General features: G+C 66.8%; 15 protein-coding genes and 1 tRNA gene. 6 read left to right on the forward strand and 10 right to left on the reverse strand.

Annotated features, from left to right (window positions below):
- Positions 1–50 precede the first annotated feature (50 nt).
- The 3 genes from GU927_RS17065 to GU927_RS17075 are packed head-to-tail and all read left to right on the forward strand — an operon-like array spanning position 51 to position 2,999.
- Complete coding sequence (locus GU927_RS17065; RefSeq protein ID WP_161763666.1) at positions 51–995, forward strand: Bug family tripartite tricarboxylate transporter substrate binding protein; 945 nt, start codon at positions 51–53, stop codon at positions 993–995.
- Entirely contained in the window at positions 992–1,480 is a 489-nt protein-coding gene (locus GU927_RS17070; RefSeq protein WP_161763667.1) for a tripartite tricarboxylate transporter TctB family protein, read from the forward strand. Before GU927_RS17065 ends, GU927_RS17070 begins: the two co-directional genes overlap by 4 nt.
- Before the next feature lies 1 nt (position 1,481).
- Entirely contained in the window at positions 1,482–2,999 is a 1,518-nt protein-coding gene (locus GU927_RS17075; RefSeq protein ID WP_161763668.1) for a tripartite tricarboxylate transporter permease, read from the forward strand.
- Between the two features lie 250 nt (positions 3,000–3,249).
- On the opposite strand, the gene GU927_RS17080 is transcribed toward GU927_RS17075, so the two are convergent.
- A tRNA-Ala gene (locus GU927_RS17080) sits at positions 3,250–3,325 on the reverse strand.
- A gap of 149 nt (positions 3,326–3,474) precedes the next feature.
- Positions 3,475–3,810 carry a TIGR02300 family protein gene (locus GU927_RS17085; protein ID WP_161763669.1) on the reverse strand — a complete coding sequence of 112 codons (336 nt, stop codon included), beginning with the start codon at positions 3,808–3,810 and terminating at the stop codon, positions 3,475–3,477.
- Between the two features lie 182 nt (positions 3,811–3,992).
- Here GU927_RS17085 and GU927_RS17090 point away from each other — a divergent pair, with 182 nt between their 5' ends.
- From GU927_RS17090 to GU927_RS17100, 3 genes are read left to right on the forward strand one after another with little or no spacing between them, the layout of a single operon-like run.
- Positions 3,993–4,679, forward strand: a complete 687-nt coding sequence (locus GU927_RS17090; protein WP_161763670.1) for a M48 family metallopeptidase — start codon at positions 3,993–3,995, stop codon at positions 4,677–4,679.
- Positions 4,680–4,712: 33 nt separating this feature from the next.
- The gene (locus GU927_RS17095; RefSeq protein WP_161763671.1) at positions 4,713–5,363 is read left to right on the forward strand and encodes a GntR family transcriptional regulator; all 651 of its coding nucleotides are present in this window, start codon (positions 4,713–4,715) and stop codon (positions 5,361–5,363) included.
- A gap of 4 nt (positions 5,364–5,367) precedes the next feature.
- A complete protein-coding gene (locus GU927_RS17100; RefSeq protein WP_161763672.1) occupies positions 5,368–6,507 on the forward strand; it encodes an MFS transporter in 1,140 nt (379 codons plus the stop codon).
- A 172-nt stretch (positions 6,508–6,679) separates the two neighbouring features.
- Here GU927_RS17100 and lpdA read toward each other — a convergent pair whose 3' ends face one another.
- The 8 genes from lpdA to sucC all read right to left on the reverse strand — a co-directional run bounded on the left by lpdA (position 6,680) and on the right by sucC (position 15,841).
- On the reverse strand, positions 6,680–8,068 hold the full coding sequence (gene lpdA / locus GU927_RS17105; protein ID WP_161763673.1) for a dihydrolipoyl dehydrogenase: 1,389 nt from the start codon (positions 8,066–8,068) through the stop codon (positions 6,680–6,682).
- An 83-nt stretch (positions 8,069–8,151) separates the two neighbouring features.
- Entirely contained in the window at positions 8,152–8,547 is a 396-nt protein-coding gene (locus tag GU927_RS17110; RefSeq protein ID WP_161763674.1) for an MAPEG family protein, read from the reverse strand.
- An 85-nt stretch (positions 8,548–8,632) separates the two neighbouring features.
- Entirely contained in the window at positions 8,633–9,841 is a 1,209-nt protein-coding gene (odhB, locus tag GU927_RS17115; protein ID WP_232489255.1) for a 2-oxoglutarate dehydrogenase complex dihydrolipoyllysine-residue succinyltransferase, read from the reverse strand.
- Positions 9,842–9,921: 80 nt separating this feature from the next.
- Positions 9,922–12,891 (reverse strand): 2-oxoglutarate dehydrogenase E1 component, encoded by a 2,970-nt coding sequence (locus GU927_RS17120; RefSeq protein WP_161763675.1) that lies wholly within the window; start codon positions 12,889–12,891, stop codon positions 9,922–9,924.
- A 63-nt stretch (positions 12,892–12,954) separates the two neighbouring features.
- Positions 12,955–13,092 (reverse strand): hypothetical protein, encoded by a 138-nt coding sequence (locus GU927_RS17125; RefSeq protein ID WP_161763676.1) that lies wholly within the window; start codon positions 13,090–13,092, stop codon positions 12,955–12,957.
- Between the two features lie 31 nt (positions 13,093–13,123).
- Positions 13,124–14,008: a succinate--CoA ligase subunit alpha gene (sucD, locus tag GU927_RS17130; RefSeq protein ID WP_161763677.1), complete on the reverse strand. Its 885-nt coding sequence runs from the start codon at positions 14,006–14,008 to the stop codon at positions 13,124–13,126.
- 81 nt (positions 14,009–14,089) lie between these two features.
- Positions 14,090–14,614, reverse strand: coding sequence for a hypothetical protein (locus GU927_RS17135; RefSeq protein ID WP_161763678.1), 525 nt, complete (start codon positions 14,612–14,614; stop codon positions 14,090–14,092).
- 33 nt (positions 14,615–14,647) lie between these two features.
- Positions 14,648–15,841: an ADP-forming succinate--CoA ligase subunit beta gene (gene sucC / locus GU927_RS17140; RefSeq protein WP_161763679.1), complete on the reverse strand. Its 1,194-nt coding sequence runs from the start codon at positions 15,839–15,841 to the stop codon at positions 14,648–14,650.
- Between the last annotated feature and the right edge of the window lie 133 nt (positions 15,842–15,974).

A 15,974-nucleotide genomic window follows, 5' to 3' on the forward strand; every position in this document is an offset into this window, starting at 1 on the left:
TGCCTGCCGCAGGGAATCACCGGCGCAGGCCGGTTCAGGGAGGAATAGCGATGAAACATGCCCTTTTCGGCGCGATGGTTGCGGCTGCGCTGGCCGTGCCGGCCTTTGCGAACGATTACACGATCATGGCCCCCGCCAGCCCCGGTGGCGGCTGGGATTCGACCGCGCGCACCATGCAGGAGGTGATGCAGGCCGAAGGGATTTCGTCCAGCGTGCAGGTGACGAACGTTCCGGGCGCGGGCGGGACCGTGGGTCTGGCGCAGTTCGTGTCCAGCGCGTCGGGCGATCCGTCGCAGCTGATCGTGGGGGGCTATGTGATGGTCGGGGCGATCCTGACCAATGCCTCGCCCGTGTCGCTGGCCGATGTGACGCCCATCGCGCGGCTGACCGGCGAGGCGGTCGCCATCGTCGTTCCGGCGGCGTCGGAGATTCAGGACATCAAGGGTCTGGTCGATGCCATGGCCGCCGATCCGGGTGCCGTAAGCTGGGCCGGCGGGTCGGCCGGTGGCGTGGACCATATCACCGTTGGCCTGCTGGCCAAGGCGGCGGGTGTTGACCCGACCAAGATCAACTATGTCGCCTTCTCGGGCGGTGGCGAGGCGACGGCGGCCATTCTGGGCAATCAGGTGACGGCGGGCATCTCGGGGCTGGGCGAGTTCCTGCCGCAGGTCGAGGCGGGCACGATGCGCCTGCTGGCCGTGTCGTCGGATGCACGGATCGAGGGCGTGGATGCGCCGACGCTGACCGAGGCGGGCTATGACGTCGTGGTGCAGAACTGGCGCATGGTGGCCGCCGCACCTGGCCTGAGCGACGAGCAGAAGGCGCAGGTTGCGGGCGATATCGAGAAGCTGGCGAAATCGGCAGGATGGCAGAAGGCGCTGGCCGACAAGGGCTGGGCCGACACCTATCTGGCGGGTGCCGATTTCGAGGCGCAGCTTGCCAAGGAGATCGAGTCGACGACCGCGATCCTCAAGGACATCGGTCTGGTGCAATGACACCGCAAGGTGCACAGGGACGCCGCCCCGACGGGGCGGCGTTCGTCATCGCGGCCGGTCTGGTGGCGCTGGGCGCGCTGCTGGTCTGGGAAGGCGGGCGCATTCCGAACAAGCAGGGCTATGCGGGCGTCGGTCCGGGGGATGTGCCGTGGCTGGTGGGCTGGGTGCTGGTGGCGCTGGGTCTGGGGACGGCATGGCAGGGATGGCGGAACCCCGGCCCGCCACGACCGAAACAGCAGGCGGTGCCGCTGCTGTGGCTTTTGGGCGGGATGGGGGTGATGGTGGCGACGATCCACTGGATCGGGTTCGTCCTTGGCGCCGCGATCCTGTTCACCTGTGCCGCGGCGGCCTTTGGCGAGCGGCGTTTCCCACGCGCGATCCTGTCGGGGCTGGCGCTGGGGCTGTTCATCTATCTGGTCTTCGATGTCCTGTTGCAGCTGAACCTGCCTGCGGGGCCGATTGAAATGCTGATCTTCGGGCGCTGACATGGATACCTTCGGCTTTCTGATGCAGGGGCTGGCCACGGCGTTCGAGCCGATGATGCTGCTTTATGCGCTGATCGGGGTGGTGCTGGGCACGGCGGTGGGCGTGCTGCCGGGGATCGGGCCTGCGCTGACGGTGGCGCTGCTGCTCCCCGTGACATACGGGCTGGACCCTGCGGGGTCGCTGATCATGTTCGCGGGGATCTATTACGGGGGGATGTATGGCGGGTCGACCACGTCGATCCTGCTGAACACGCCGGGCGAAAGCGCGTCGGTCATCACCGCGCTGGAGGGGAACAAGATGGCCCGTGCGGGGCGCGGGGGGCCTGCGCTGGCGACGGCGGCCATCGGGTCGTTTGTGGCGGGGCTGATCGCGACGCTGCTTCTGGCATTTCTTGCGCCGCATGTGGTGAAGCTGGCGCTGGTCTTTGGCCCGCGGGAATATTTCGCGCTGATGGTGCTGGCCTTTGTCACCGTGTCGGCGGCCTTTGGCGACAGCGCGCTGAAGGGGTTGGTGTCGCTGTTCATCGGGCTGGCGCTGGCCTTGGTCGGGATCGACCAGTTGACGGGGCAGGCGCGGCTGTCCTTCGGCGTGCCGCAACTGCTGGACGGGGTGGAGGTGACGACGCTGGCGGTTGCCATGTTCGCGCTGGGCGAGGCGCTGTTCGTCGCGGCGCAGGGGCCGGATGGCGGCAATGGCGTGCTGGCGATCAAGGGCAAGGTGCAGATGACGGCCGCCGATTGGGCGCGGTCGTGGAAGGCGTGGCTGCGCGGCACGGCGATCGGCTTTCCCATCGGGTCGATGCCGGCGGGCGGGGCGGATATCGCGTCCTTCCTGTCCTATGCGACCGAACGGAACCTGACCAAACATCCGGAAGAATTCGGAAAAGGCGCGATCGAGGGCGTGGCGGGACCGGAGGCCGCGAACAACGCGGCGGCGGCGGGGACGCTGGTGCCGCTGTTGACGCTGGGCCTGCCCACGACTGCGACGGCGGCGATCATGCTGGCAGGGTTCCAGCAGTTCGGGTTGCAGCCGGGGCCGTTGCTGTTCGCCAGCGCGCCGCAGCTGGTCTGGGGGCTGATCGCGTCGCTTCTGGTGGCGAATGTGATGCTTCTGGTGCTGAACCTGCCGCTGATCCGGTTCTGGGTTCTGCTGCTGCGTATCCCACAGCCGTGGCTTTATGGCGGCATCCTTGTCTTTGCCACGCTGGGCACGCTGGGGGTGAACCCGTCGGTGGTGGAGCTGACCATGCTCGTGCTCTTCGGGACGCTGGGGTATCTGATGCGCCTATACGGCTATCCCATCGCGCCGGTGGTGGTGGGGCTGATCCTTGGTCCCATGGCCGAACAGCAGTTGCGCCGCGCGCTGGCCATCGCGCAGGGCGATCCGCTGACGCTGGTGCAATCGCCCGTGGCGGCGGTGCTGCTGGGGCTGGCCGCGGTGGCGCTGATCCTGCCGATGATCCTGCGGGCACGCGGGCGGGGGGATGTGCTGGCGCAGGTCGGCACGGCCGAGGACTGAGGCGCAGCGCGGGGCATGGTTCTGCCGCGCCGTTCACGGGTACGGCTGCGGCCTGCCCCTTGACCGATGCCCGTCCATGGACCTTGCGTCTGGCCCCTGCCCGATGGCGGGGGCCTTGCCCGTCTGTCCGCGGACTCTGCCCCGTCTTGCAGGCAGCGCCTGTGGAGCGTGGGGCCGGATGGGCGTTGCAAGCAAGACATGCCGCCGGATGTTGCGATCCGCGGCCATCAGCATGTCAGGGGAAGGATATTGGTGGAGCCAGGGAGGATCGAACTCCCGACCTCTTGAATGCCATTCAAGCGCTCTCCCATCTGAGCTATGACCCCACCGGAGGTCGAAGCACTCCTGCTTCGATGGGCGAAGCGTTTCCGCTTCGATGGCCGCTGTCTAGTAGAGGGCGCGGTGGGGTGCAAGGGGAAAAATCGCGTTCTTCCAACCTTGTTTTCGGGCCCCGTTCCGCGCCCCGAAAGCGGTGTCAGACTTCCTCTTCGTCGCCGGCCACGTCGGCCAGATCGTCGAGCGAGACGTTGTCGTCGGCGTCATCTTCCAGCAGATCGTCGTCCAGTTCCGTGTCGTCGGCAACGCCCGCCTCGAGCAGGTCGTCATCGGCTTCCAGATCGTCGACCAGAACGTCATCGTCCTTTTCCGGCACGGCGCGGCTGATGACGGCGGCGGCCATCTTGCGGCGGGCGGATTCGATATCCACCACTTCGCCGGTATAGGGCGAAACGATGGGCGAGCGGTTCAGGTCATAGAAGCGCTTGCCGGTCGTCGGGCAGATACGCTTTGTACCCCATTCTTCCTTGGGCATGGTCGTCCCTTTGTCATGGCCCCTGCGACGGCTTGCCGGAATCGGCTGCGCCATGCGTCAGGCTGGGTTGTCCAGAGTCGTGGTCGCTTGCCACAAGGCAAGGCGGGTGTCAAAGGCTTTTGCGGGCGTTGCAGCCATGGTGCAAGTGGCTATCCTTGGCGCGCAAAGCAAGAGGTTCCGTGATGCCTGTCCTTCCCGGCTCGCCCCCGGTGGAAATCGTCCTGAAACGGTCGGCCCGCGCGCGGCGCTTCTCGCTCAGGGTGTCGCGGCTGGACGGGCGGGTGACGCTGTCGCTGCCCGCCCGCGCGCGCGAGGCCGAGGCGATGGATTTCGCCCGCGCGCAGGAGGGCTGGCTGCGCGAGACGCTGGCGGCCATGCCGTCGCGGGCCGGGGTGGGAATCGGGTCCGAAGTTCCGGTGGAGGGGCGGCTGCTGCGGCTTGTCGCGGCGACGGGGCGCGGGGTGCGGGTGGAGGGCGACTCGCTGCTGGTGCCGGGCGATCCGGCGCAGGCGGGGGCGCGGGTGGGGGCCTTCCTCAAGGCGCTGGCGCGGGAGCGGCTGGTCGCGGCATCGGACCGTCACGCGGCGGCGATCGGGCGTACGGTGACGCGGGTCACGCTGCGGGACACGCGGTCTCGCTGGGGATCCTGCGCGCATGACGGGTCGCTGATGTATTCCTGGCGGCTGGTGATGGCCCCGCCTTCGGTGCTGGACTATGTCGCCGCGCATGAGGTGGCGCATATGGTCGAGATGAACCATTCCGACCGTTTCTGGGCAGTGGTGGAGCGACTTTATCCCCGCTGGCAGGTGCAGCGGAAATGGCTGCATGCCGAGGGGCAGGCGCTGCATGCCTATCGTTTCGGGGATTGATTTTTCCCCGTTGCGGGTGCTTGGCTGCGCATCATGCCGATCACCCCGCGCCAGACCGACCCCAACGCCGCCGCGCATGAACGCCTGTACCGGACGCTGCGCCAGCAGGTGATGCATGGCGAGCTGCCGCCCGGTCAGGCGATGACGTTGCGGGGGCTGGGCAAGCAGTTCGGCGTGTCCATGACCCCCGCGCGCGAGGCGGTGCGGCGGCTTGTGGCGGAGGGGGCGCTGACGCTGTCCTCGTCGGGGCGGATCTCGACGCCGGAACTATCGCCCGAGCGGATCGAGGAGTTGGCGGCGATCCGGGCGCTGCTGGAGCCCGAGATGGCAGCAAGGGCGCTGCCGCGGGCGCATTTCGCGCTGATCGAACGGTTGGCGGCGATCAATGCGCTGAACGCGGAGGCGGTGGTGAAGCAGGATGCGGTGGCCTATGTGCGGACCAATCTTGAATTCCACCGCACGTTGTACCTGCGCGCGCAGGCGCCCGCGATGCTGGCCATCTGCGAAACCGTTTGGCTGCAACTGGGGCCCACCATGCGGGCGCTTTACTCCAAGCTGCGCCGGAAAGAGCCGCCGCAGCACCACCGGATGATCCTTGCCGCGCTGAAGGCGGGGGACGAGCCGGGGCTGCGGCTGGCGGTGCGAACGGATGTGACGCAGGGGCTGCGGCATCTGGCGGGATGATGTGATGATGAGACTTCCCCCGATCGTGCTGCTGATGGCGGCGGTGACCCTTGTCGGGTCCAATTCGCTGGCCCTGTCGCCTGTCGCGCTGGAGATCGGGCGCGGCTTTGGTGGGGCGAGTGCGCAGGAGGTGCTGGTGGCGGCGTCGCTCTTCGGGGCGGGGACGGCGCTGGCGGCGGTGGGGATCGCGCCCTATGCCGACCGGATCGGGCTGTCGCGGGCGCTGTCGGTGGCGCTGTGCGTGCTGGTGCTGGGGATGGCCGCGACGGCGCTGGCACCGACGCTGGCGGTGGTCTGGGTGGCGCAGGGGGTGGCGGGGCTGGGGTCTGGCGTGGCGCTGCCTGCGACATACGGGCTGGCCGCCGAGATCGCGCCCAAGGGGCGGGAGAGCACCTTTCTGGGCCGGGTTCTGATGGGATGGACGCTGAGCCTTGTCTTTGGCGCATCCGCCGCTGCTTTGATTGCCGAGGTGGCGGGGTGGCGGGCGGTGCATGGGGTGCTGGCGGGGCTGGGGGTCGTGGTGCTGCTGGCGCTGGCGCTGTCGCCGCGGATGGGCGAGGTGCGGGCGGCGCAGGGCGGGACGCCGTGGTCGGCGCTGCGGGTGCCCGGGATCGGGCCGGCGCTGGCGGTGGCGGGGGGCTATATGGCGGCTTTCTATGGGCTTTATGCCTATGTCGCGCCGCATCTGCAGGCGGGGCTGGGCTGGCCAGTCTGGATGGCGGGGGCGGTGCCGCTGGTCTACGGGATCGGGTTCGGGGCGGCGGCGCTGGGCGATCCGTGGATCGACCGGTTCGGGGCGCGGCGGGTCGCGCCTTGGGTGTTCGGCGTGCTGGTGGTGCAATATCTGGCGCTGGCGCTGGTGGCGGGCAGCGCATGGGCGCTGGTGGCGGGGTGCCTGACCTGGGGGATGATCAACCACATGGGGCTGAACCTGATCGTCGGGCGGCTGGCGGGGATGGATGCCGCGCGGCGGGGGGCGATTCTGGGGCTGAATTCGGGGGTGACCTATCTGGCGATGTTCGTCGCCACCGCCGGGTTCGGCTGGGTCGAGGCGGGATGGGGCTTTGCCGCCTGCGCCGTGGTGTCGGCGGTCTGCGTGCTGCCCGCGCTTGGGGATGCGCTGCGGCTGCGGCGGGCGCGGTGAGGGGGGTGCGGGGGGCTGCGCCCCCCTCACCCCCTTGGCGCTTCGTTGGTGGGGTTTCGCGGGTGCCGGATGGCGGACCGGGGGACTTTGCGTCCCCCGGACCCCCTGCAGGATATTTGGGAACGGAAAATGCGGCGGGGGGGGAAGGTTGGCCCACCTCCCCCGGCCAAGATCAGGCGTGGATCGCGCCGTCGCCACAGGCGAGCGCCGCCTCGCGCACCGCTTCGGAATATGTCGGGTGGGCGTGGCAGGTGAGGGCCAGATCCTGCGCCGAGGCGCCGAATTCCATCGCGACGCAGACTTCGTGGATCAGGTCGCCCGCGGCGGGGCCGATGATATGGGCGCCGAGGATGCGGTCGGTCGCCTTGTCGGCCAGCAGTTTCACGAAGCCTTCGCCCTGGAACACCGCCTTGGCGCGGCCATTGCCCATGAAGGAGAACTTGCCGACCTTGTAGGCGCGGCCCTCTTCCTTGAGCTGTTCCTCGGTCTTGCCGACGCTTGCCACTTCGGGCGTGGTGTAGATGACGCCGGGGATCACGCCGTAATTCACATGGCCCGCCTTGCCGGCAAGGATTTCGGCCAGCGCCATGCCCTCATCCTCGGCCTTGTGGGCGAGCATGGGGCCGGTGATCGCGTCGCCGATGGCGTATAGGCCCTTGATATTCGTGGCGAAATGGGCGTCGGTCTTGACCTGTCCGCGCGGGAGCATCTCAACCCCCAGCGACTCGAGGCCGAGGCCCGCGGTGAAGGGGCGGCGGCCCGTGGCGACCAGCACGGTGTCGGCGTCGAGCGTGGCCTCGGAGTCGTCCTTGCGGAGTTTGTAGCGGACCTTGGCGCCCTTCTTCGACACATCGACACCCTGCACGGCGGCGCCGAGGATGAACTTGAGCCCCTGTTTTTGCAGGATGCGCTGGAAGGATTTGGCGACTTCGGCATCCATGCCGGGGGTGATGGCGTCGAGGTATTCGACCACGGTGACTTCGGCGCCGAGGCGGGCGTAGACGCTGCCCATTTCAAGGCCGATCACGCCTGCGCCGATAACGACCAGTTTGGCAGGGATCTTTTCCAGGGTCAGCGCGCCGGTGGAGGTGACGACGGTCTTTTCGTCCACCGTCACGCCGTTCAGGGGCGAGGATTCGGAACCCGTTGCAATCACGATGTTTTTCGCGCTGTGCACCTCGTCGCCCACCTTCACTTGACCGGCGGCGGGGATGGAACCCCAGCCCTTGAGCCATGTGACCTTGTTCTTCTTGAACAGGAATTCGATGCCCTTGGTGTTCTGGCCGATCACGTCGTCCTTGTAGCCGAGCATACGCGCCCAATCGACGGTGGGCTTGGCGCCCATCAGGCCCATTTTTTCAAAGTTCTCATGCACTTCGTGCAGGTGGTGGGTGGCATTCAAGAGCGCCTTGGACGGGATGCAGCCCACGTTCAGGCAGGTACCGCCAAGGGTGTCGCGCCCTTCGACGACCGCGGTCTTCAGGCCCAGTTGCGCGCAGCGGATGGCGCAGACATAGCCGCCGGGGCCGCCGCCGATGATGATGACGTCGAATTCAGCCATGGGTCGGTTCCTTCCTTGTCAGTCCCTCTGCGCCGTGCCGCGGGCTGTGCCGCAAGCTGTGCAGACAGGTGTACATACGTTTGTCAGATCAGCGCGGCCAGCATGAGGCCGAGGGTGGCGAACCAGCCCACGGCCCAGATGGCTGAACGCCAGGGGCGCCAGCCGAAGGCATAGGCGGGGATGTAGAGGATGCGGGCGGCCAGATAGGCGAAGGCCAGCGTCGCGGTGAGGGGCGAGGATGTGCCCGACAGCGTGACGACCACCACGGCGAGGGTGAAGAGGATCAGCCCTTCGAAATGGTTGTTCATCGCGCGCTGCAGGCGGCCCGTCAGGGTGGAGAGGGGCCGCTCCGGCGCGCGGTCGCGGGGGCCGGAGGTGTAGCGGGTGCCGAGTTCAAGGTTGGCGGGGACGGCGAAGAGGATGAACTGCACCATCTGGAGGAGGCCAGCGAGGGTGAGGGCGGTGAGTTCGGGGGTCATTGCGGGCCTCGGGTCGGGGCGGGGGCAAGGCGGGGCCGGTGGCCCCGCCTTGCGGTAGGATGGGCAATATTGCCCATCCTACGGGTCAGAGATCCATCAACAGACGGCGCGGGTCTTCCAGCGCTTCCTTGACGCGGACGAGGAAGGTCACCGCGCCTTTGCCGTCGACGATGCGGTGGTCGTAGGAGAGCGCCAGATACATCATCGGGCGGATGACGATCTGGCCGTTCACCACCACGGGGCGGTCCTGGATCTTGTGCATCCCGAGGATGCCCGACTGCGGCGGGTTCAGGATGGGCGAGGACATGAGCGAGCCGTAGACGCCGCCGTTCGAGATGGTGAAGGAGCCGCCCTGCATTTCGGCCATCGACAGTTTCCCGTCGCGGGCGCGGATGCCGAGTTCGGCGATTTTCTTTTCGATCGCGGCAAAGCCCATCTGGTCGGCATCGCGCACCACGGGAACGACGAGGCCAGAGGGCGTGCCCACGGCCACGCCCATGTGGACGTAGTTCTTGTAGACGACATCGGTGCCGTCGATTTCGGCGTTGACCTCGGGCACCTCTTTCAGGGCGTGGCAGCAGGCCTTCACGAAGAAGGACATGAAGCCCATCTTGACGCCGTGCTTCTTTTCGAAGGCGTCCTTGTAGGTGTTGCGGAGTTCCATGATACCGGACATGTCGACCTCGTTATAGGTCGTCAGCATGGCGGCGGTGTTCTGCGCGTCCTTCAGGCGGCGGGCGATGGTCTGGCGCAGGCGGGTCATCTTGACCCGTTCCTCGCGCGCGGCGTCATCGGCGGGCACGGGAGCGCGGGGGATGGCGGCGGGGGCGGGCGCGGGGGCCACGGCGGCGGCGGCGGCACCGGCAGCACCGGCCACGGCGCGGGCCACGTCTTCCTTCATCACGCGGCCGTCGCGGCCGGTGGCCTGCACCTGATCGCGGGTGAGGCCCGCCTCGGCCAGTGCCTTTTTCGCGGCGGGGGCGTCTTCGACATCCTTCGCGGCGGGGGGGGCAGCGGAGGGCGCGGCCTCGGCCTTCGGGGCCGGAGCGGCGGCGGCGCCGCCTTCGGTCATGATGGCAAGGCGGGCATTGGCGGCCACGGTCGCGCCTTCGGGGGCGATGATTTCGGTCAGCACGCCGGAAACGGGGGCGGGCACCTCGACCGACACCTTGTCGGTTTCGAGTTCACAGAGCATCTCGTCCTGCTTCACGAAATCGCCCGGTTTCTTGAACCAGGTCGAAACGGTGGCTTCGGAGACGCTTTCGCCAAGGGCGGGCACCATAACATCGGTCATCTTCGGTTCCTCCGCGCCGCTTGATGGGCGCCTATCGTTGGGGTCGGGCCCGCGGCGGGGTGGCCGCGGGCGGGATGGGATCAGGCGGCGGGACCGCCGAGGGCTTCGTTCACCAGTGCCTCCTGTTCGGCCTTGTGGCGCGAGGCGAGGCCGGTGGCGGGCGAGGCCGAGGCGGCGCGGCCGGCATAGGCGGCGCGTTTCGACTTGGCGCCGATGCGGCCCAGCACCCATTCGAGGTTGGGTTCGACGAAGGTCCAGCCGCCCTGGTTCTTGGGTTCTTCCTGGCACCAGACGATGTCGGCGTTCTTGAAGCGTTCAAGCTCCTTGACCATCGACATGGCGGGGAAGGGGTAGAACTGTTCCAGACGCAGCAGGTAGACGTCGTCCAGCCCCCGCTTGTCGCGTTCCGCGAGCAGGTCGTAATAGACCTTGCCCGAGCAGATGACGACGCGCTTGATCTTGGCGTCGGGTTTCAGGGTCAGGTCGGAATGGCCCTTTTGCGCGTCGTCCCAGAGGACGCGGTGGAAGGTGGAGCCGGTGGTGAAATCCTCGGCATCCGACACGCACATCGGGTGACGCAGGAGCGATTTCGGCGTCATCAGGACCAGCGGCTTGCGGAAGCTGCGGTGGATCTGGCGGCGCAGGATGTGGAAGTAGTTGGCGGGGGTGGAGCAGTTCGCCACAATCCAGTTGTCTTCCGCCGAAAGCTGCAGGAAGCGTTCCAGACGGGCGGAGGAGTGTTCCGGACCCTGCCCTTCGAAGCCGTGGGGCAGCAGCATGACGAGGCCCGACATCCGCAGCCACTTGCGTTCGCCCGAGTTGATGAACTGGTCGAACATGATCTGCGCGCCGTTGGCGAAGTCGCCGAACTGCGCCTCCCACATCACGAGCGCATTGGGTTCGGCCAGCGAGTAGCCGTATTCGAAGCCAAGGACGGCGTATTCCGAGAGCATCGAGTCGATGACCTCATACCGCGCCTGTCCGGGGCGGATGTGGTTCAGGGGGTAGTGGCGTTCCTCGGTCGTCTGGTCGATGAAGGCCGAGTGGCGCTGCGAGAAGGTGCCGCGGGTGCAGTCCTGACCGGCCAGACGGACGGGGAAACCTTCGGTGGCAAGCGAGCCGAAGGCCAGCGCCTCGGCCGTGGCCCAGTCAAAGCCCTTGCCGGTTTCGAACATCTTGGCCTTGGCGTCCAGTTGGCGCGCGACGGTCTTGTGGATGTCGAAGCCCTCGGGGACGCGGGTGAGGGCGGCGCCCACTTCCTTCATCGTTTCCGGTTTGATCGCTGTCTGGCCGGGCTGGTATTCCTCTTTCTCGCGGTCCAGCCCCGACCAGCGGCCATCCAGCCAGTCTGCCTTGTTCGGCTTGAAATTCTTGCCGATATCGAACTCTTCGTTGAGTTTCGACTGGAAGGCGGCCTTCATGTCCTCGATCTCGCCCTCGGGGATGAGGCCGTCTTTCACGAGGCGTTCGGTGTAGATCTGCAGCGTGGTCTTGTGCTTTTTGATCCGGTTGTACATGGCCGGATTGGTGAACATCGGCTCGTCGCCTTCGTTATGGCCGAAGCGGCGATAGCAGAAGATGTCGAGCACGACGTCCTTGTGGAACTTCTGGCGGTATTCGGTCGCCACGCGGGCGGCGTGGACCACCGCTTCGGGGTCGTCGCCGTTGACGTGGAAGATCGGCGCCTCGACCATCAGGGCGATGTCGGTCGGATAGGGCGAGGAGCGCGAGAAGTGCGGCGCGGTGGTGAAGCCGATCTGGTTGTTCACCACGATGTGGATGGTGCCGCCCGTGCGGTGGCCGCGCAGGCCCGACAGGCCGAAACATTCGGCCACGACGCCCTGACCGGCAAAGGCCGCGTCGCCGTGCAGCAGGATCGGCAGGACCGAGGCGCGGTCGGTCTGGTCGCCCAGCTGGTCCTGTTTGGCGCGGACCTTGCCGAGGACGACGGGGTTCACTGCCTCGAGGTGCGAGGGGTTGGCGGTCAGCGACAGGTGGACGGTGTTGCCGTCGAAGGTCCGGTCGGAGGAGGCGCCGAGGTGGTATTTCACGTCGCCGGAGCCATCCACATCCTCGGGCTTGTAAGATCCCCCTTGGAATTCGTGGAAGATGGCGCGGTAGGGTTTGGCCATGACGTTGGCCAGAACCGACAGGCGGCCGCGGTGGGGCATGCCGATGACGATTTCCTTCACACCCAGCGCACCGCCGCGCTTGATGATCTGTTCCATCGCGGGGATCAGCGCCTCGCCGCCGTCAAGGCCGAAGCGTTTGGTGCCCATGTATTTGACATGGAGGAACTTTTCGAAACCCTCGGCTTCGACCAGCTTGTTCAGGATGGCGCGGCGCCCTTCGCGGGTGAAGGCGATTTCCTTGCCGTAGCCTTCGATCCGTTCCTTGAGCCATGCGGCCTGTTCGGGGTCGGAGATGTGCATGTATTGCAGCGCGAAGGTGCCGCAATAGGTGCGGCGCACGATCTCGATGATCTGGCGCATGGAGGCCATTTCGAGGCCCAGCACCTTGTCAATGAAGATCGGGCGGTCCATGTCGGCCTCGGTGAAGCCGTAGGAGGCGGGGTCAAGCTCGGGGTGGAGCTTGTCGTCGCGCATGCCCAGCGGGTCGAGGTCGGCCACCAGATGGCCGCGGATGCGGTAGGCGCGGATGATCATCAGCGCGCGGATGGAGTCGAGCACGGCGCGCTGCACCTGCGCGTCGGTCAGCGAGACGCCCTTTTCGGCGGCCTTTTCCACGATCTTCTGCGCGGCGGCGCGGCCTTCCTTGGCGGGGGCGGCGGGCCATTCGCCGGTCATGGCGGCGGTCAGGTCATCGGCGGGGGCGGGCGGCCAGTCGGCGCGCGCCCAGGACGGCCCCTGCGCCTGACGCTTGGCGTCAAGTTCGCTGTCGCCGAGGGCGCGGAAGAATTCGGCCCATGCGGCATCGACCGCGTTCGGGTCAGCCGCATAGCGGGCCTGAAGCTGGTCGATATATTCGGCGTTGTGGCCTTGCAGGAAGCTCGAGGCGTGGAACTGGTCGTTGGGCGTATGCTCGGTCATCTCTTCGATTCCTCCCCCTTCACGGGACAAGCGGACCGGCGTCCCGGCCCGCTTCTGGCAACTTCATTCTGTCTGTCCGAACAGCGCGCCCTGTAGCGCGCGGTTGGGTTCTGCGTGGGTGGTGGACGTCCAGGCCGCGAGGGCGAGGAAGCCCAGCAGGGCGAGGAAGGAGGCGATCACCGTCTTGGTCCTGATGTCCATGGCCTGCTCCTCCATCGCCCGCTCTCCTGTGTTACTTGCCCAGAGCCTTCATGACCGCCTCGCCCAGCGTGGCGGGGCTGTCGGCCACGACGATGCCTGCAGAGCGCATCGCCTCGATCTTGCTTTCCGCGTCACCCTTGCCGCCCGCGACGATGGCACCCGCGTGGCCCATGCGGCGGCCGGGGGGGGCGGTGCGGCCCGCGATGAAACCGGCGCAGGGCTTGGCGCGGCCGCGCTTTGCCTCGTCCTTCAGGAATTGTGCCGCCTCTTCCTCGGCCGAACCGCCGATTTCGCCGATCATGATGATCGACTGCGTCTCGGGGTCGGCAAGGAACATCTCGAGCACGTCGATATGTTCCGTCCCCTTGATCGGATCGCCGCCGATTCCGACCGCCGAGGACTGGCCAAGGCCGAGGTCGGAGGTCTGCTTGACCGCCTCATAGGTCAGCGTGCCCGAGCGCGAGACGACGCCGACCGAGCCGCGCTTGTGGATGTGGCCGGGCATGATGCCGATCTTGCAGGCGTCGGGGGTGATAACGCCGGGGCAGTTCGGCCCGATCAGGCGGGATTTCGACCCCGACAGGGCGCGCTTGACCTTCATCATGTCCAGCACCGGGATGCCTTCGGTGATGCAGACGATCAGCTCCATCTCGGCATCGATGGCCTCGAGGATCGAGTCGGCCGCGAAGGGCGGGGGGACGTAGATCACGGTCGCGTTGGCCTGCGTGGTTGCCTTCGCTTCATGAACGGAATCGAATACCGGAAGGTTAAGGTGGGTCGTGCCGCCTTTGCCCGGTGTCACGCCGCCGACCATCTTCGTGCCATAGGCGATGGCCTGCTCGGAATGGAAGGTGCCCTGGCTGCCGGTGAAGCCCTGGCAGATCACGCGGGTGTTTTCGTTGACGAGTACGGCCATGGTCGGCTCCTTGATCGGTTGCCCCTTGCGGGGCGGGGTTCGTTTGCCCCTCGGGGCGATGTCGGGTCGGTCCGGACGGGGTCAGCCCTCGTCCAGAACGGTGAGTGTCACGCCGCCATCGGGTTGTTCTTCACACATCGGGTCGTTGCCGCCCGTGGTGATGGCGATGTAGTTTTCGGGGTCCGCGTCCGAGGCGACATAGAGGCAGCCGTCGGTGTCCTGCGAGACTTCGGCGGTGCCGCCGGCCTGAAGCGTGACGAGGTCGGAGGCGACGGCGATGGCGTCGTCGAAGCCCAGCACCATGTTTTCCACCGCGCAGAAGCCCGCGTCGGGGTTCACATAGGCCATGGTTTCGTCCAGCACATAGGAGCGAAGGCCACCATCGTCCGCCTCGCCGCCTTCCCAGCCTGCGGAGGAGAAAGCGTCCATGGCGAGCCAGAGGTCACCGGAACCGGCAAGGCAGTTGGCCGCCGCGCCCCGCAGCAGCATGTCGGGGGCGGAGGCGTTCAGGTTGGCAGCGTCGGCCATGTCCTGCGCCGCGGAGGGACTGGCAAGGGCCAGCGCCGCCACGAGGGTGAGAGCGGGAACTGATACGATGGTTTTCACTGTTTGACCTTTGCGCTGCGCCCTGATGCCCGTTCAGCCCTTGACCGCCTTGACGATCTTCTGCGCCGCGTCCGACAGGTTGTCGGCGGCGATCACGTTCAGGCCGGATTTGTTGATGATTTCCTTGCCCAGCTCGACATTGGTCCCTTCCAGACGGACGACCAGCGGCACCTTGAGGCCGACTTCCTTGACCGCCGCGATCACGCCTTCTGCGATGATGTCGCAGCGCATGATGCCGCCGAAGATGTTGACGAGGATGCCTTTGACGTTGGGGTCCGAGGTGATGATTTTGAAGGCTTCGGTCACCTTCTCTTTCGTCGCGCCGCCGCCCACGTCAAGGAAGTTGGCCGGTTCCGCGCCGTAAAGCTTGATGATGTCCATCGTGGCCATCGCAAGGCCCGCGCCGTTGACCATGCAGCCGATCTCGCCATCCAGCGCGATGTAGTTCAGATCGAACTTCGAGGCGGCGAGTTCCTTGGGGTCTTCCTCCGTCTCGTCGCGCAGGGCGGCGATGTCGGCGTGGCGGTAGAGGGCGTTGGAGTCGAAGCCCATCTTCGCGTCGAGGCATTTCAGGTTGCCGTTGGTCATGACGACCAGCGGGTTGATCTCCAGCATCTCCATGTCTTTCTCGATGAAGAGCTTGTAGAGGTTCTTCACCAGCGCGACGCATTGCTTGACCTGCTGGCCTTCGAGTTTCAGCGCGAAGGCGACACGGCGGCCGTGGAAATCGGACAGGCCGGTGGCGGGGTCGACCGAGAAGGAGACGATCTTTTCGGGGGTGTTGTGGGCCACATCCTCGATCGACATGCCGCCTTCGGTCGATGCGACGAAGGAGATGCGCGAGGTCTGGCGGTCGATCAGGATGGCGAGGTAGAGCTCGCGTTCGATGTCGGAGCCGTCCTCGATGTAGATGCGGTTGACCTGCTTGCCCGCCGGGCCGGTCTGGATGGTGACGAGGGTGCGGCCCAGCATCTGGCGGGCGAACTGGTCGGCCTCTTCCACGGAACGGGCAAGGCGGACGCCGCCCTTTTCACCGGCCTCGGGTTCCTTGAAGCTGCCCTTGCCGCGGCCGCCCGCGTGGATCTGGGCCTTGACCACCCAGAGCGGGCCGTCGAGTTCGCCTGCGGCGGTCTTGGCCTCTTCGGCCTTCATCACGACGCGACCGTCCGAGACCGGAACGCCGTAGGACCGCAAAAGCGCCTTGGCCTGATATTCGTGGATGTTCATGGCGACCGTCCCGTAACTGTGGTTTTGCGGGTGGAATGCCACGGAAACGAGGGTCGGGAAACGGTATTCTATGGTATGCAGCGGTTTCGCGCAGAAAAAGCGGAATTTGTGATCACGGGTCGAAAAAGTGTGA

The organism is Paragemmobacter amnigenus (assembly GCF_009908265.2).
GTDB lineage: Bacteria > Pseudomonadota > Alphaproteobacteria > Rhodobacterales > Rhodobacteraceae > Paragemmobacter > Paragemmobacter amnigenus.

What these genes read in the sequence shown, in the direction of transcription:
- GU927_RS17070 (WP_161763667.1), top strand. Translation starts at nt 992, where the DNA reads ATGACACCGCAAGGTGCACAGGGACGCCGCCCCGACGGGGCGGCGTTC.
- GU927_RS17120 (WP_161763675.1), bottom strand. Translation starts at nt 12,891, where the DNA reads ATGACCGAGCATACGCCCAACGACCAGTTCCACGCCTCGAGCTTCCTG.
- GU927_RS17065 (WP_161763666.1), top strand. Translation starts at nt 51, where the DNA reads ATGAAACATGCCCTTTTCGGCGCGATGGTTGCGGCTGCGCTGGCCGTG.
- GU927_RS17090 (WP_161763670.1), top strand. Translation starts at nt 3,993, where the DNA reads ATGCCTGTCCTTCCCGGCTCGCCCCCGGTGGAAATCGTCCTGAAACGG.
- sucC (WP_161763679.1), bottom strand. Translation starts at nt 15,841, where the DNA reads ATGAACATCCACGAATATCAGGCCAAGGCGCTTTTGCGGTCCTACGGC.
- sucD (WP_161763677.1), bottom strand. Translation starts at nt 14,008, where the DNA reads ATGGCCGTACTCGTCAACGAAAACACCCGCGTGATCTGCCAGGGCTTC.
- GU927_RS17075 (WP_161763668.1), top strand. Translation starts at nt 1,482, where the DNA reads ATGGATACCTTCGGCTTTCTGATGCAGGGGCTGGCCACGGCGTTCGAG.
- GU927_RS17085 (WP_161763669.1), bottom strand. Translation starts at nt 3,810, where the DNA reads ATGCCCAAGGAAGAATGGGGTACAAAGCGTATCTGCCCGACGACCGGC.
- GU927_RS17095 (WP_161763671.1), top strand. Translation starts at nt 4,713, where the DNA reads ATGCCGATCACCCCGCGCCAGACCGACCCCAACGCCGCCGCGCATGAA.
- GU927_RS17100 (WP_161763672.1), top strand. Translation starts at nt 5,368, where the DNA reads ATGATGAGACTTCCCCCGATCGTGCTGCTGATGGCGGCGGTGACCCTT.
- odhB (WP_232489255.1), bottom strand. Translation starts at nt 9,841, where the DNA reads ATGACCGATGTTATGGTGCCCGCCCTTGGCGAAAGCGTCTCCGAAGCC.
- GU927_RS17125 (WP_161763676.1), bottom strand. Translation starts at nt 13,092, where the DNA reads ATGGACATCAGGACCAAGACGGTGATCGCCTCCTTCCTCGCCCTGCTG.
- GU927_RS17110 (WP_161763674.1), bottom strand. Translation starts at nt 8,547, where the DNA reads ATGACCCCCGAACTCACCGCCCTCACCCTCGCTGGCCTCCTCCAGATG.
- lpdA (WP_161763673.1), bottom strand. Translation starts at nt 8,068, where the DNA reads ATGGCTGAATTCGACGTCATCATCATCGGCGGCGGCCCCGGCGGCTAT.